Source organism: Burkholderia lata, assembly GCF_902499025.1.
GTDB lineage: Bacteria > Pseudomonadota > Gammaproteobacteria > Burkholderiales > Burkholderiaceae > Burkholderia > Burkholderia lata_C.
Genome location: NZ_CABVPW010000039.1, coordinates 1 through 14,056, shown reverse-complemented (window position 1 = coordinate 14,056; position 14,056 = coordinate 1). Strand labels below are relative to the sequence as shown.

15 protein-coding genes are annotated in these 14,056 nt (G+C 65.4%); 8 read left to right on the top strand and 7 right to left on the bottom strand.

Annotated features, from left to right (window positions below; all coding sequences use genetic code 11):
* Positions 1 to 60: 60 nt before the first annotated feature.
* The 4 genes from BDI24065_RS31480 (at position 61) to BDI24065_RS31465 (ending at position 3,494) form a co-directional block, all read left to right on the top strand.
* Complete coding sequence (locus tag BDI24065_RS31480) at positions 61 to 870, top strand: helix-turn-helix transcriptional regulator (protein ID WP_175034497.1); 810 nt, start codon at positions 61 to 63, stop codon at positions 868 to 870.
* A gap of 164 nt (positions 871 to 1,034) precedes the next feature.
* Entirely contained in the window at positions 1,035 to 2,768 is a 1,734-nt protein-coding gene (locus tag BDI24065_RS31475) for an FAD-dependent oxidoreductase (RefSeq protein ID WP_175034496.1), read from the top strand.
* Positions 2,765 to 2,977: a hypothetical protein gene (locus BDI24065_RS31470; RefSeq protein WP_175034495.1), complete on the top strand. Its 213-nt coding sequence runs from the start codon at positions 2,765 to 2,767 to the stop codon at positions 2,975 to 2,977. Before BDI24065_RS31475 ends, BDI24065_RS31470 begins: the two co-directional genes overlap by 4 nt.
* A gap of 262 nt (positions 2,978 to 3,239) precedes the next feature.
* Complete coding sequence (locus BDI24065_RS31465; RefSeq protein WP_041492772.1) at positions 3,240 to 3,494, top strand: GlsB/YeaQ/YmgE family stress response membrane protein; 255 nt, start codon at positions 3,240 to 3,242, stop codon at positions 3,492 to 3,494.
* Between the two features lie 79 nt (positions 3,495 to 3,573).
* On the opposite strand, the gene BDI24065_RS31460 is transcribed toward BDI24065_RS31465, so the two are convergent.
* From BDI24065_RS31460 to BDI24065_RS31445, 4 genes are all read right to left on the bottom strand, one after another.
* Entirely contained in the window at positions 3,574 to 4,056 is a 483-nt protein-coding gene (locus BDI24065_RS31460; protein WP_175034494.1) for a TlpA family protein disulfide reductase, read from the bottom strand.
* Entirely contained in the window at positions 4,053 to 5,321 is a 1,269-nt protein-coding gene (locus BDI24065_RS31455; RefSeq protein ID WP_175034493.1) for a sialidase family protein, read from the bottom strand. Before BDI24065_RS31455 ends, BDI24065_RS31460 begins: the two co-directional genes overlap by 4 nt.
* The gene (locus BDI24065_RS31450; protein ID WP_175034492.1) at positions 5,309 to 7,672 is read right to left on the bottom strand and encodes a TonB-dependent receptor; all 2,364 of its coding nucleotides are present in this window, start codon (positions 7,670 to 7,672) and stop codon (positions 5,309 to 5,311) included. The genes BDI24065_RS31455 and BDI24065_RS31450 overlap by 13 nt, the downstream gene beginning before the upstream one ends.
* A gap of 124 nt (positions 7,673 to 7,796) precedes the next feature.
* Positions 7,797 to 8,186 (bottom strand): DUF2946 domain-containing protein, encoded by a 390-nt coding sequence (locus tag BDI24065_RS31445; protein WP_175034491.1) that lies wholly within the window; start codon positions 8,184 to 8,186, stop codon positions 7,797 to 7,799.
* 197 nt (positions 8,187 to 8,383) lie between these two features.
* Here BDI24065_RS31445 and BDI24065_RS31440 point away from each other — a divergent pair, with 197 nt between their 5' ends.
* Both BDI24065_RS31440 and BDI24065_RS31435 read left to right on the top strand, forming a co-directional pair.
* Positions 8,384 to 8,530, top strand: coding sequence for a hypothetical protein (locus tag BDI24065_RS31440; protein WP_006756195.1), 147 nt, complete (start codon positions 8,384 to 8,386; stop codon positions 8,528 to 8,530).
* Positions 8,531 to 8,753: 223 nt separating this feature from the next.
* Positions 8,754 to 9,347 (top strand): chorismate mutase, encoded by a 594-nt coding sequence (locus BDI24065_RS31435; RefSeq protein ID WP_175034490.1) that lies wholly within the window; start codon positions 8,754 to 8,756, stop codon positions 9,345 to 9,347.
* Positions 9,348 to 9,380: 33 nt separating this feature from the next.
* On the opposite strand, the gene BDI24065_RS31430 is transcribed toward BDI24065_RS31435, so the two are convergent.
* Positions 9,381 to 10,520: an exonuclease domain-containing protein gene (locus BDI24065_RS31430; protein ID WP_175034489.1), complete on the bottom strand. Its 1,140-nt coding sequence runs from the start codon at positions 10,518 to 10,520 to the stop codon at positions 9,381 to 9,383.
* A 141-nt stretch (positions 10,521 to 10,661) separates the two neighbouring features.
* Positions 10,662 to 10,865 carry a cold-shock protein gene (locus BDI24065_RS31425; RefSeq protein ID WP_011351289.1) on the bottom strand — a complete coding sequence of 68 codons (204 nt, stop codon included), beginning with the start codon at positions 10,863 to 10,865 and terminating at the stop codon, positions 10,662 to 10,664.
* A gap of 393 nt (positions 10,866 to 11,258) precedes the next feature.
* Here BDI24065_RS31425 and BDI24065_RS31420 point away from each other — a divergent pair, with 393 nt between their 5' ends.
* Both BDI24065_RS31420 and BDI24065_RS31415 read left to right on the top strand, forming a co-directional pair.
* The gene (locus BDI24065_RS31420) at positions 11,259 to 11,525 is read left to right on the top strand and encodes a hypothetical protein (protein ID WP_043181783.1); all 267 of its coding nucleotides are present in this window, start codon (positions 11,259 to 11,261) and stop codon (positions 11,523 to 11,525) included.
* A 510-nt stretch (positions 11,526 to 12,035) separates the two neighbouring features.
* Entirely contained in the window at positions 12,036 to 13,187 is a 1,152-nt protein-coding gene (locus BDI24065_RS31415; protein WP_175034488.1) for a porin, read from the top strand.
* Positions 13,188 to 13,289: 102 nt separating this feature from the next.
* On the opposite strand, the gene greB is transcribed toward BDI24065_RS31415, so the two are convergent.
* Positions 13,290 to 13,856, bottom strand: coding sequence for a transcription elongation factor GreB (gene greB, locus BDI24065_RS31410; RefSeq protein ID WP_175034487.1), 567 nt, complete (start codon positions 13,854 to 13,856; stop codon positions 13,290 to 13,292).
* Positions 13,857 to 14,056: the final 200 nt, after the last annotated feature.

Sequence of the window (14,056 nt, the reverse complement as noted above, 5' to 3'; positions counted from 1 at the left end):
ACTCCCGCGCCGTACCCCGCCGATTACAATCGACGGACCACTCCGCCCTTTCCGAGCATCATGCGCACCTGGCGTCTCGAGCGACCGAACCTCACCGGGCAACTGGATGTATCGCGTGCGACGCGCCTCGTCGCCGCGATCGGCGGCAACGAACCGAACGCATTCGCGGCCGAAGTGCTGAAACTGTTCGACGACGCGCTGTCGGTCACGCAATGCACGATCTTCGCGTACGAGTTCGGCAACCGCCCGCGCACGCTATCCGTCGCCGATCATCGCGGCGGCCGTTACCTGCGCGACATCGCCGATACCTACGCGCGACATTTCTACGCGCTCGACGGCAACCAGAAGATCGTGTCGAGCGCGCATCGCGGCGCGCGCCGCCACGACCTGCTGCTGCACCAGCAGGCCGGCGACGAGATCGATCATGAAGCGTATCGCGCGGCGTGCTATCGCGGCCCCGACGTGTCCGACCGGCTATCGCTGCTGATGCAGCCCAACGATGCAAGCTGGCTGTCGATCAACCTGTACCGCGCGCATCGCAGCGGTGCGTTCCAGCCGCGTGAGATCGCGGAGATCGAAGCGCTCGCGCCGCTGATCGCGCAGGCCGCAAAGCATCACTACGCGCTCGCCGGTGCCGCGCAGATCGGTATCCCGCAACTGATGCTCGCGCGGCTACGCAGCGCATGCCCGGCGTTGTCCAAGCGCGAACTCGACGTGCTGCGCGGCGTGCTCGAAGGCCAGACCGCGCACGAGATCGGCGAAACGATCGGCGTGAAGGCGTCGAGCGTCGTCACGTACCAGAAACGCGCATACCGGCGCCTGGGTATCTCGAGCCAGCGACAGCTGTTCGCGCTCTGCCTGCAACCCTGAACCGAACCGTCCTGCGATGACCCCGTCGGGGTAAATCCCGGTCGGCTTGCTGTACCCGGAATGGGGACAGCGGATTCCCGCCCGGCTTCCATACTGCTTCGACTGCCTGCACACGTTGCCCCGGCGCGCGTGCACGTCGAACCGCCCTCCCCTGGAAGCCAACGATGGATATCGACTTCAAGCCCTACCCGTTCGTCGCCGAGCGCCATCCCGCGCATCTGCCGACCTGCGACGACGGTATCGATACGCACCGGCATCGCGTGGCGATCGTCGGCGGCGGCCCCGTCGGCCTCGCCGTCGCGCTCGGCCTCGCGAACCACGGCATCCGCAGCGTGCTGATCGAGGCGGACGACGCGGTCTGCCACGGCAGCCGCGCCATCTGCATCTCGCGGCGCAGCCTCGAGATCATCGAGCGGCTCGGCGCGCTCGACGGCTTCCTGCGCACGGGGCTGCCGTGGACTGGCGGACGCAGCTTCTACCGTCGCGACGAAGTGCTGCATTTCACGATGCCGCAGGACGAAAACCAGAAGCTGCCGCCAATGATCAATCTCGCGCAGTATCACATCGAGCAGTTCCTGCTCGACGCCGCGCTGCGCCGCCCCGAACTCATCGAGATCCGCTGGCAGGCGAAAGTCACCGGCGTGACCCGGCAGCCGGACGGTGTCCGCCTCGACGTCGACACGCCACTCGGCGGCTACGCACTCGACGCCGACTGGGTCGTCGCGTGCGACGGCGGTCGCAGCACGATGCGCGAAGCGCTCGGCCTGTCGCTCCAGGGCACGAGCTACGAGGGCCGCTACGTGATCGTCGACATCGCGCTCGACAGCGACCGGCCGACCGAACGGCTTGCGTACTTCGATCCGTCGTCGAACCCGGGCTCGACGGTGCTCGTCCACAAGCAGCCCGACAACGTGTGGCGAATCGATTACCAGTTGCGCGACGATGAGGATGCCGAAGCGGCCGTGAAGCCGGAGAACGTGATCCCGCGCGTGCAGAACCTGCTCGACATGATGGGCGAGCGCGGCGACTGGTCGCCGATCTGGATCACGATCTACAAGGCGAACGCGCTGACGCTCGAACGCTATCGGCACGGCCGCGTGCTGTTCTGCGGCGATGCCGCGCATCTCGTGCCGATCTTCGGCGTGCGCGGCGCGAACTCGGGCATCGACGATGCCGACAACCTTGCATGGAAGCTCGCGTACGTGATTCGCGGCCTCGCATCGGACACCCTGCTCGACAGCTACTCGGACGAACGTGTGTTCGCGACCCGCGAGAATCTCCGCTACGGCACGAAGAGCACCGAGTTCATGGCGCCGCCATCGTTTGCGTTCGAACTGATGCGCAAGGCCGTGCTGTCGCTCGCGGTCCGGCATCCGGCACTGCGTTCGCTGATCAATCCACGCCAGACGACGGCCATCGCCTATGCGATGTCGTCGCTCAACGCGGCCGAACGCGACGCGTTCGCGGCCGGCCCCGCGCCCGGCACGGTGCTCGCCGAATGTCCGCTGATGCGGTATACGGCGCACGGCAGCGGCATGCAGCGCGGCCACCTGACCGATCTCGTCGCCCCGCGCTTCACCGCGTTCTGCTTCACGTCCGACGGTGTGCCCGATCCGGCGCTGGCCGATCTCGAACGGCGCATGCAGGCTGCGCGGATGCCGTTCGCGCTCGTCACGCTCGCACGGCATGCGGCGCCGCAGCAACCGGCCTGCGGCGGGCATGACGACGACGGCCGGCTGTTCGACATGTACGGCGCGCGTGACGGCACCGTCTATCTCGTAAGACCAGACGGCCACGTGGTCGGCCGCTGGCACGACGCTCGCGCTAGCGAGGTGGCCGCCGCGCTCGAACGCGCACTTCGTCCGTGCGCATCAACCGATCCTCAGGAGACCGCATGATGACGGACACCGAACGCGACACCCTCTACACCGACCTGTGCCGCACGATGACGCGGATCGGTGAAGCCGATGCGTCGCTCTTTCTCGCCCGCTTCGCCCTGCTGTCGATCGAGGCGATCGGCGAGCCCGCGACCGTCGCACGGCTGATCGCCGATGCAAGCGACGGATTGCCCGACGCGGGCACGCAGGCATCGACGCACGGACGATGACGCTGATGGCCGACCGGCTTCACCGGCGGCCATTGATTACATATTCATTTCACCGTGCATCACCCGCGCACGGGCCTCGCCGTATGCAGACGAATTCCCTGGAAAATCCGGTTAAGGGTGCATAACATTACTTAACGATTCCGACCCGTCTATCGCGTTACATTGCGTGGGCGGCGCGGCAGGTCGCGATGCCGCCTTCATTCAGCTTGCGGCAACGCTGCCGACGTCCGGTCATTCGACACAACTCAAGGAGAGGAAAACCATGGCTCATGGCTTGATTATGTGGCTCATCATCGGTGCGATCGCCGGCTGGCTTGCCGGCTTGCTCGTCAAGGGCGGCGGCTTCGGGCTGATCGTCGACATCATCGTCGGGATTGTCGGCGCAGTGATCGGCGGCTGGCTCGCCGGGATGCTCGGCATCAGCGTCGGCAGCGGCTTCATCGGTTCGGTGATCGTCGCGGTCGTCGGCGCGGTGATCCTGCTGTTCGTGATCCGGCTATTCAAGCGAGCGGCCTGACGCTTCTCTCCACGCGCCTTCGGGCGCGTTTTCGCATCAGGCCGGCGCGCGGCCCGTTCGCCGCGCGCCGTCACTCCGTTCAGCGTTTCGTGCGCTGCAACCAGCCGTCGAGCACGTCGGCCGTCAGCAATCCGCTGCGCGCTTCGCGTGCGCCATCGCGTCCGATCCACACGGTGCGCGGCATCTCCCCTCTCCATCCCGCATCGAGCGCCGCGCACAGACGTTCGGGCATCGGCTCCGCGTTCGCATACTGCGCGACCTGCGGCGGCAATTTCATCTGCGCGAGCGCCTGCGAGATGGCCGCACCGTTGTCGTCATACGCATCCATCGCGACCATCGCGAGCTGCACGTCCGGATGACGGCGCTGCCACGCGACCAGATGCGCGGCGTTCTCGCGACAGTATCCGCAATCGAGCGACCAGATCTCGATCGCCAGCGGCCGCTCGTGCGCGCTCGCATACAAACGCGCGACGTCGGCCGCGCGCAGTGGCTGCAGTTCGCCGCCGGCCCAGGCAGGCACGCTCGCAAGCACGATGCCCAGCATCGCAATCAGCCGCTTCATTTCACATCCTCCAAAGCGATCAGACGATAGCCGTCGTTACGCGTGCGCCACGACAGATAAATGCGACCCGCATCGTCGAGCAATTGCGGGTTGTCGCTCGCGCCCGACGTCGCTGCGATCACGCGCGGCGCCGACCAGTGCTCGCCGCGATCGTCCGACCGGCGCAGCTTGATCTGCATCGTGTCGCCGTCGAACGCCTTCCATGCGAGCCACACGACGTCGCCGCGCGCGACGAGCGCCGCATGCGATGCCTGCTCGCCGGGCGCCGCGGGATTCGCGCCGAATGCCCACGGCGTGCCGCGCGGCTCGCCATCGGCGCCAATGCGCGAATAGAACACGTCGGCCCGGCCGTCGACGACGCCGAACCAGGCGAGATGGCGCGTGCCGTCCGGCGTGATCGCCAGCGCCGGACCGTGCTCGGGGCACGCGTCGACGTGCCAGTTCGAGAACGTCGCGCGCACCGGTACGACCGGCTCCGACGCGGCGACAGGCAACACGGCAAGCGCATGATCGCGGATCTGCCCCGGAAACACGTTGCGCCATGCGGCCTCGATGCGCCCGGCCGGATCGATCGCCATCGCGATGCGGCAGCATTCGCACGTCTGATCGGTCACCTTGCGCTCGGCTTCGAACGATGCACCGCCGTCGCGCGATACCGTGTAGTAGACGGCCGCACCTTCATACGCGTGCCCCGCCGCTTTCGCCGCGACGAGATCGCGCTTGTCGATCCACGCGATCGCGATGTTGCCGGCCGGATCGACGGCCATCATGTCGAAGCGGTGCGTGATGGCCTGCCGGTCGCGATGCACGGTCACGGGCACGCTCCACGTCGCGCCGCCGTCGAGTGACCGCGCGAAGCGCACCATGCCCGTGTACGGCGCATCGAGCGGCATCGACCACGACACGTACACGGCATGCCCGTCCGGACTCGTCGCGATCTTCGGGCGATTCTCCGCGCTCGTGTAGATCGGCTCCGGCATCGCGTTGACGGTCACGGGCGCGGACAACGTGCGGCCCGCGTCGTCGGAATGCGCAACGACAACGTGCACGCCCTCGACCCACGCGACCCACAGCCGGTGATGCGTGTCGAATGTCGCCCCCGTCGCGAGCGGCTGCTTCTGCTGCGCGGGCGCGGCCTGCGTGCTCATGTGCACGGCGTGCGAATCGGCGGCCTTCGGCACGTCGTGCGCATCGTGCGCACCGGCTGGCGACAGCAACGCGAACCACAGCGCGCCGCCTGCCGCGAGCGATCTCACAGCGACCATTTCAGTTCTCCATAGAAAGTACGGCCCGGATACGGGTGGAACACGTAGTAGCGGCGGTCCGTCAGGTTGTCGATGCCGACCGACGCGGTCCAGTGCCGGTCGAGGCGGTAGCGCGCCTTCAGGTCGACGACCGTGAACGAGCTCGTGCCGCCGTAGACGTCCGGGTTCACGTCGCTGTTGTCGAGCGTGTTGAACTGGCGGCCCGAGTAGCGCACGCCGACGCTCGCGAGCCAGTGCTCGTCGAAGCGATACGACGCGAGCAGGTTCGCACGCATGCGCGGAATCCGCGGAAAGCGCGAGCCGACATACGCGGGATTCGCCGCATCGGCGAGGATCTGCGCATTGCTCGCCGACACGTTCGCGTCGAGATTGAGCCCGCGCAGCCCGACGTTCTCGCCGCTGAACGCGAGCTCGACGCCGCGCACGCGCACGCGATCGACGTTCGAGATGTTGGTCACCGTCGTCGCGCCCGACACCGTCGTCTGGCTGTAGATCGAATCCCGCAGATCGCTCTGGAACACGCTGGCACGCACGACGCCGACGCCCACGTCGCGCTCGGCCGTGAAATCCCAGTCGATCGCCTTTTCAGGCCGCAGGTTCGGGTTGTTGTTGACGATCGCGTTGTTCGAGATCGTGCCCTGGAACAGTTCGCCGACCGTCGGGAAACGCGTGCCGGTCGCAAACGACAGCCGGAAGCGCCAGACGTCGGTCGCATCCCATTGCAACGCAACCTTCGGCGACAGCGCATTCGCGCCGCGGTCCGCATAGCCAAGCGTGCCGCTTGCATTGCCGAGCGCACCGCCGTACGCGTCCCACCGCTCGTAGCGCAGCCCCAGCGTCGCGAGCCAGCCCGGCGCGAAGCGCCACGCGTCCTGCCCGAACAGCGCCTGCGTGCGCGTGTCGCCGCGATAGACGCTCGACAGCGACGTGGTCGGCCCGGCCAGCCAGTCGGCCGTGTTGTACGTGACGTTGCGCAGGAAGTAGTTGTCGTAGTGATAGCCGAACGTGAACGTATGGCCCTTCACTTCCGGCGCCTCGGCCTTCAGGTCGAGCGTGCGCCAGCCGGTGCCGTCGCCCTGGAACAGCGTGCCCGCGCCGCTCTGCACGGTCGACGCCGAGCGCTGCACGTCGCGCGACACGTCGTACGCGGACACGACGCCCGACAGGCGCCAGCCGGAATCGAGCCGGCCGTTCAGACCGAGCGCGTACAGCCAGTTCTCCTGGTCGCCGCGCTGCGGCGCGAACGCGTTCGGCGCGACGGTCATGTTCTGGCCGCCGATCGACACGTTGCCGCCGTAGACCGGGTTGCCGGCCGCGTCGCGCAGGAAGGTTTCGCCATGCTGCCGGTAATGGTTCTCCCAATGCCCGAGCGTGAGCGTTGCATCGACGTGATCGGTGAACGCATAGCCCATCCGCACTGTCTCGTTGAGCTGCTCGGTCCGCTCGATCGTCTGCGCGCCGACGATCGTCCGGGGCCGGCCGTTGGGCCCGATGTCGGTCGCGGCCCCCGTCACGGGCACGGCGGCGCCGAGCTTCGGGTTGTACGCGGAATTGGGGCTCGCATACTGCATCGGCTGGCCGTTGTTCTCGAGCCGGTCGAGCGACAGCGCAAACCAGAACCGGCCGACACGGTTCGCGATCCGCGCGGTCTGGTGATTGCCGCCGAGGCTGTCCGCGAATCCGTAGCCGTCGTGGTAGCGCTGCGTGAAGAACTGCGTCGACAGCGACGCCTCGAGCTGTTCCGGGCGGCGCGTCGTGAGCAGCACGGTCGAGCCGATCGAGTTGCCGGGATACAGCGCGGAAAAGGGGCCATAGAGCACGTCGACGCGTGCGATATCGTCAGGCGGAATCAGCGACCAGCGCGGCGGGTACGCGTAGCTCGAGCCGAGCAGGTTCGACAGCAGCAGGCCGTCGGCGTAGACGAGCCCCCGCGCGCTCTGCAGTTCGTTGAAGTCGCGGCCCGCGAATACGCTGTTGCGGTCGCCGATATAGCGCTTGCGGACCATCAGGTTCGGCGCGTACTTCAGCGCGTCCTCGGTCGTGACGTTGGTGTGCGATTCGATCTGCTCGCGCGTGATCGAGGTGACGACGGCCGGCGTATCCGGATCGACCGGTTGCCGCTGCGCGGTCACGCTGACGGCGGTCAGCGTATCGCCGGCCGGCGCCGGCGGCACGGTCGCGACGGCCGAAGCGGGGGCGGCGGCATCGGCGGGACGCTCCACGCCACCGCGCGCGGCAGCGCCGCGTGCATCGTCCGTTGAAGCCGCATGGGCGGCCGGCCAGGCGAATGCGGCCGCGCATGCGAGCGCGAGCCGGCCGCGCGACGGCCGCGCGACGAAGGGAAAGGACATGAATGAATTCCTGAAAACGTGATCGGACGCCGCCGGACACGCGCGCGCGCCGCGCACGAACGGCGCGGCACGCGGCCGGGCCGCGGACGGCACGCGCGCCACCGGGGCGCGCGAGCGACATCAATCAGATCGGAGCGTTTTCAGGCGGGGCGCGAGGCTGCGCGAGACGGATGCCCTTGCGGGGAAAATCGGGAATGGCCGGCGCGGCCGCGCGGTAGGCGAACGTCCGCACGAAGCCCGGCAGCGCGGGCAGGCTCGACCCGAGCGCCACGTTTGCCGCGAAGCCCGGGCAGTACACGCAGTGCGGCACGCCGGCATGGTCCAACGACGACGTATCGTGATCGTCGCCGGCCTGCGCGAGCACGACCTGGCGGGCGCCCGCTGCACTGCACAACTCGAGCGTGAGCTCGCCGGATCCGCTCGTTGCAAGACGCGCATAGCCGATGACGGGCGACAGTACGTTCAGTACCAGCGCCAGCCATACGAGGCCGATCCATCGCGTCGTTCGTTTCATCGCGGTCCAGAAAAAGTGCGCGCAAGTATAACAAGCGGCCTGATTGTTGCCGATTCCGCACGATGCAATAGTCGGCATCGCAGCGAGCGTCAGAGCGCATGTGCCGTTAATACAACAGAGACAAAATCTAACGATTCGCCACTGGCATAAATCCAAGCACGAGGTTGATAATCATCGAACCTGCTGGAGAAATGACCATGGACGAAAGACCAACTCGCATGCCACCGCCCGAGCAAGTGATGAGCCCGGATCCGGAACCCGTCGGCGTGGAATTCCTCGCCGAATTGCCCGACCACGTGCGGGCATTCTTCGACGAGCAGCACAAGCTGTACTCGCCGAAGTGAACGCCTGTTCGGTTCTGTAACCGCCACGTGTCGATCATCGCTATCGTGCGGTTCATCACTGCGCATCGCGCGCAATTCGCCTCGCACCCGGGCCGCAACAGCCTGACGGTGCCGGATCAGCTCGCCTGCTGATTCTCCGGTCGCTGCGCTACGCCGCGCGACTGTCTTCGTCTATCCTTCTGGTTTTCCACCTCCGGCCCGCCCGGGTCTCCCGATCGTTCCGATGAAGCAAGCCATTCGTGCCAGCCTCGCTGTCGCCGCGCTCGGCGTCGCCCTCTTTTCGTCTCCGCGTGTCGCCATTGCAGACGGCGACGACACCGCCCTCACCAACATCGTCGCGCTCGCGTCGCAGCGCCTTGCGCTCGCCGAACCGGTCGCGCGATGGAAATGGGCCAATCACAAGGCAATCGAGGACCGGCCGCGCGAAGCGGCGCTGCTCGAATCGGTCGAGAAGCGCGCGGCACAAGCCGGCCTCGATCCCGCATTCGCGCGGACGTTCTTCGAGGATCAGATCACCGCGAGCAAGGATGTGCAGAACGCGCTGTTCGCCACGTGGCGCACGACGCGGCCGCCGGAAGGCGCGCCACCCGATCTCGCGACCAGCACGCGCCCGGCGCTCGACCGGCTGACGCAGAAAATGCTCGCGGGGCTCGCGCAGGTTGGACCGCTGCGCGATGCGCCTGATTGCCAGGCACGGCTCGCGCGCAGCATCGCGAACTGGAAGACGCTCACGCGCTACGACTCCACGCAGACGCAGGCACTCGACACCGCGCTGTCGCACGTCTGCTCGGCAGGCGGCGCAAGCGCGATCGGCTGACGCGGCGGGCGCGAGTCACGCGACCGCGCCTGATCAACCCGCCTGCCCCGCGGGCGTGAGCGCGACAAGCGGAATCAGTTGCAGGCCGCGCGCGAGATGCGTCTGCAGCAGGCGGTGGGTGAAGGGTTCGAACGCGCCGTCCGTCCCGTCGGCCGCGAGCCGCGCGGCCGCGTCGAGCGAGTCCGCCGCGCCGAGATAGCGCCAGCCATCGATCACATGAAACAGGCGACGCTCTCCGCTCGCCTCGAACGCAACGGCACCTTCGAACGGCCAGGGCGCGCCGCCGGCACGGGCGGGGTCGGCTGCGGGGCGCCGGTTGTACGACGGACGCAGTCGGGCGATCCATTGCGCTTCGGCCAGCATCGCCCCCAGCTCGTTGCCGGTCTCGCGCCACTCGACACGCCGCACCTGTTGCGCAAGCCGCATTTCCTTCGACGAACGGCGCTCGCCGGTCAGCAGCGCACGCAGCCGCTGCCGCACACGCACACTGCGGCCGACATACAGCGGCGCGTCCTCCTCCCCGAACAGTGCGTACGCACCGCACCCGGCCGGCGCGGTATCGAGCCAGGCTTCGGTCAGGTCGCCGCCCAGACGGAAATGGCGCGTCGTGCGCGCGATCTGGTCGCGCAGTCGCTCGAGCGGCACGATGTCATGCAACTGGCGCCAGAACTGCCAGAGCAGGTCCGCATCGGCCAGCGCCCGGTGGCGCGCAGCCGGCACGAGACCGTGGCGTTCGATCAACGCGTCGAGGCCGTGCCGCGATTCACGCGGGAACAGCGCCCGCGACAGCCGCACGGTACACAGCACATCGGGATTGAATGCGAAGCCGGCGCGCTCGAATTCGGTTCGCAGGAAGCCGCGGTCGAAGCTCGCGTTGTGCGCGACGAAAAGCTTGCCGTCGAGCCGCTCGAACAACCCCGGCGCCAGCGACGCAAACGACGGTGCGTCGCGCACCATCTCGTCCGAAATGCCCGTCAGTTGCTGGATGAACGGCGGAATCGACTGCCCCGGATTGACGAGCGTCGTCCACGTCGACACGCCGAGCGGGCCGATTTCGACCACGCCGATTTCGGTGATGCGGTGTTCGGCGGGCGAGCCGCCAGTGGTTTCAAGGTCGACGAAAACGAGCGGTTGTTCGCTGGCGGGATCGGACGGACGGGGGGAATCGGACATGAAAAGACTGGAAATCGATGCTTTCGTGAGTATGCACCGGCATCCGGGTTCGCGGCCAGCCCGAACCGGCGTGTTCCGCCCCCGAAAAGCAAAAAGCCCCCGCAATGCGGGGGCCGGACGTGATCGGCAATGCGTGGCGCGTCAGACCGCCTGGATATTCGCTGCCTGCTTGCCTTTCGGCCCGACTTTGACGTCGAACGAAACGCGCTGGTTTTCCTTCAGCGTCTTGAAGCCGTCCATCTTGATTTCGGAAAAGTGTGCAAACAAATCTTCACCGCCATTGTCCGACGTAATAAAGCCGAAACCTTTAGCATCGTTAAACCATTTCACGATACCGGTATCCATGTCTTCGTTCCCCACTCGATTAGATCAAAAAAGCTATTTTTATAGCCGTTTCCCGAAATCCCGAAACATTGCGCCAGCACCTTTACCAGCACGCCGCCCGAGGACGGAGTGCTGACTTTATAAATTGGACAATCCGGGTGCGTCAAGGAAATTTTTGACGATCGTTTTATCAAAAAAGCGCTAATACCATTGGAATCGGTACACCATCGTCTTTTATTAATTGATTCGCATCAAAAACCTGTCAATATTACCGGGATCAGAGCCCAGATAATTTCACCCATGAAATTCCTACCGGGGACAAATCGACTCGGTAAAATCCTCGGGTTTTTTCCGGGTTGCGGAAATCCGGGGACATTGCGATGCTCACTTAACGCCGGAAGGAAGGAGAAGGTCATGTGGCTGGACGGAATCAAGCGCTTCGCGAGCCGGCTCGGACGCGTACGCCGCAAGTCCCGCGCCCTGGCCGAGTCCGCGCGCGAAGCGCCGTGCGACACCGAATTCGATACGACCTGGCACGGCGATCACTGGCAGAACCTGCTCGCATCGCCTCTCGATGCCCGTCACTACGTGATGGAAGACTGGACATACACGCCGCCCCCTAACGAAGCCAAAGAGGCCGCGCCTGCGGCCAAGCGCAAGCGGCGCTCGTACGCGCAATAGCGCACGGAAAGACCGGGCAAAAAAAAAGCGCGACTGGGAAGTCGCGCCGACAAAGGTTTGGAGATCTTTTCCGTCAACGAAAAAGTCTGCTTCGGAAAGCAGAGATCGCAGTATAGCGAGAGAACTACCTTTCATTATCCATGCTCCACACAAACCTCTATTGCCGATGTGTCAATAATCGGACCGCGACCATCCTCGCCTGCCACTGACCCTACTGACCGCCTGTCGCAATCGCGCAACGCCCGTTACGTAGTCCTGATCGCCATTTTTCTTCGCTGCACTGCCGCAAACCCTTGATGGGCAATCGTTTGCGACGATTCGCCAATCTTTGCGGATTCCAAAATACACTATTGCTTAAAGCGTACCCCTTCCCCGCTTCTCGCACTCCGTACACTGCAGATGGCTTTTTGATAAGCACACCGCCGCTCTGCCGGACCGGCCGCAGCGTCAAGCAAAACATGCCAGTCCGCAGCAGGTTCGATCGACATCATCCTGTTTGGAGACAGCTCCATGAAAAAAACGCTGATCGTCACCGCGTTGTCGGGTGTATTCGTTACCGCAGCACATGCTCAAAGCAGCGTTACGCTATACGGCCTGATCGACGCCGGCATCACCTATACCAACAACCAGGGTGGCCACAGCTCATGGTCGGAACGCAGCGGCCAGATCAACGGCAGCCGCTGGGGCCTGCGCGGCACGGAAGATCTCGGCGGCGGCCTGAAAGCGATCTTCGTGTTGGAAAACGGCTTCAACATCGCGAACGGCACGCTCGGCCAGAATGGCCGCGAATTCGGCCGCCAGGCGTTCGTCGGCCTGTCTCATGACCAGTTCGGCGCCGTCACCCTCGGTCGCCAATACGATAGCGTCGTCGACTACATCGGGCCGCTGTCGCTGACCGGTACGCAATTCGGCGGCACCCAGTTTGCCCACCCGTTCGATAACGACAACCTGAACAATTCGTTCCGGATCAATAACGCCGTCAAGTATACGAGCATCAATTACGGCGGCCTGAAGTTCGGCGCGTTGTACGGCTTCTCGAACAGCAACCAGTTCTCGAACAATCGCGCCTACAGCGCGGGCGTGTCGTACACCTACGCCGGCTTCAATATCGGCGCCGGCTACCTGCAGTTGAACAATGACATCACGGGCCTCACGTCGGCCGCGGTCACCAACAGCGGCGGCGCGGTGGCAGGCGACAACACGTTCGTCGGCAAGCGTCAGCGCGTGTTCGGCGGCGGCCTGAACTACACATTCGGCCCGGCAACGGCCGGCTTCGTGTTCACGCAATCGCGCGTGAACCGGGCCCTCGGCATCTCCGCGGGTGCCTCGGGCGTGTCGAGCGGTCTGGGTCTCGACGGCACGTTTGCCCGCTTCAACAACTACGAAGTGAACGCGCGCTACGCACTCACGCCGGCCTTGTCGCTGGCCGGGTCGTACACCTATACCGCCGGCTTCCTGGACGGCCGTCATCCGGGCTGGAACCAGTTCAACCTGCAGACCGACTATGCACTGTCCAAGCGGACCGACGTGTATGTGCAAGGCGTGTATCAGCGCGTCAGCACGGACGGCCTGGGCATCGGCGCCTATGTCAATGGCCTCGGTGGCGCTTCGTCGACCAACAAGCAGATCGCCGTGACCGCCGGCCTGCGGCACCGTTTCTAACCGGCGCTGCTTCGTCAGAAAAAAAGCGCCTCGCGAGGCGCTTTTTTTTCGGGACGCTGGTGTTCGCGGACCTCCGGTCGGGCGGAAGGCCAACGTGGCGGTTCACATTCGGCTGTCCGAGGCCGGATAACGAACATCGAGGACGTCGATCGGCTCGGGACCGAGCGGGGTCAGCAGCGTAACCGTATCGCCGATGCGCGCCTTCAACAGCGCCCTCGCAATCGGCGAGATCCAGCTGACACACCCATGATCGAGATCGACCTCGTCGATCCCGACGATCGTGATCGTGTGATCCTCGCCGTCCGGCGTCTCGTAATCGACCGTCGCGCCGAAAAACACCTGGTCGACATTCTCCTGCCGGCTCGCATCGACGACTTCGGCCAGATCGAGCCGCTTCGTCAGGAAGCGGATGCGGCGATCGATCTCGCGAAGCCGCCGCTTGCCGTAGATGTAGTCGCCGTTCTCCGACCGGTCGCCGTTCGACGCGGCCCAGGACACGAGCCGCACGACCTCGGGACGCTCGACGTCGATCAGGTTCAGCAGTTCGTCCCTCAGCCGCTTGTGGCCGGCCGGCGTAATGTAGTTCTTCGAGCCAGCCGGAATCGCGGGCTGGGCCTGGTCGAGCTCGTCGTCGTCGCCGTCCGACTCTTTGACAAACGCCTTGTTCATGATGCGGATTCAACATGGATGACTGATGCTCCAAGGGTACACGAAGGGCGCCCCGGCAAGGTCATGCACCTAATTTGCGAATAAGGCTTCCCTTTTTATACAACCCTGCTATAATTTCGCTTCTGCGTGCGGCTGTAGCTCAGTTGGATAGAGTACTTGGCTACGAACCAAGGGGTCGTGGGTTCGAATCCTGCCAGCCG

What these genes read in the sequence shown, in the direction of transcription:
- BDI24065_RS31460 (WP_175034494.1), bottom strand. Translation starts at nt 4,056, where the DNA reads ATGAAGCGGCTGATTGCGATGCTGGGCATCGTGCTTGCGAGCGTGCCT.
- BDI24065_RS31450 (WP_175034492.1), bottom strand. Translation starts at nt 7,672, where the DNA reads ATGTCCTTTCCCTTCGTCGCGCGGCCGTCGCGCGGCCGGCTCGCGCTC.
- BDI24065_RS31415 (WP_175034488.1), top strand. Translation starts at nt 12,036, where the DNA reads ATGAAAAAAACGCTGATCGTCACCGCGTTGTCGGGTGTATTCGTTACC.
- BDI24065_RS31435 (WP_175034490.1), top strand. Translation starts at nt 8,754, where the DNA reads ATGAAGCAAGCCATTCGTGCCAGCCTCGCTGTCGCCGCGCTCGGCGTC.
- BDI24065_RS31425 (WP_011351289.1), bottom strand. Translation starts at nt 10,865, where the DNA reads ATGGATACCGGTATCGTGAAATGGTTTAACGATGCTAAAGGTTTCGGC.
- BDI24065_RS31475 (WP_175034496.1), top strand. Translation starts at nt 1,035, where the DNA reads ATGGATATCGACTTCAAGCCCTACCCGTTCGTCGCCGAGCGCCATCCC.
- BDI24065_RS31480 (WP_175034497.1), top strand. Translation starts at nt 61, where the DNA reads ATGCGCACCTGGCGTCTCGAGCGACCGAACCTCACCGGGCAACTGGAT.
- BDI24065_RS31445 (WP_175034491.1), bottom strand. Translation starts at nt 8,186, where the DNA reads ATGAAACGAACGACGCGATGGATCGGCCTCGTATGGCTGGCGCTGGTA.
- BDI24065_RS31455 (WP_175034493.1), bottom strand. Translation starts at nt 5,321, where the DNA reads ATGGTCGCTGTGAGATCGCTCGCGGCAGGCGGCGCGCTGTGGTTCGCG.
- BDI24065_RS31440 (WP_006756195.1), top strand. Translation starts at nt 8,384, where the DNA reads ATGGACGAAAGACCAACTCGCATGCCACCGCCCGAGCAAGTGATGAGC.
- BDI24065_RS31430 (WP_175034489.1), bottom strand. Translation starts at nt 10,520, where the DNA reads ATGTCCGATTCCCCCCGTCCGTCCGATCCCGCCAGCGAACAACCGCTC.
- greB (WP_175034487.1), bottom strand. Translation starts at nt 13,856, where the DNA reads ATGAACAAGGCGTTTGTCAAAGAGTCGGACGGCGACGACGACGAGCTC.
- BDI24065_RS31465 (WP_041492772.1), top strand. Translation starts at nt 3,240, where the DNA reads ATGGCTCATGGCTTGATTATGTGGCTCATCATCGGTGCGATCGCCGGC.
- BDI24065_RS31420 (WP_043181783.1), top strand. Translation starts at nt 11,259, where the DNA reads ATGTGGCTGGACGGAATCAAGCGCTTCGCGAGCCGGCTCGGACGCGTA.
- BDI24065_RS31470 (WP_175034495.1), top strand. Translation starts at nt 2,765, where the DNA reads ATGATGACGGACACCGAACGCGACACCCTCTACACCGACCTGTGCCGC.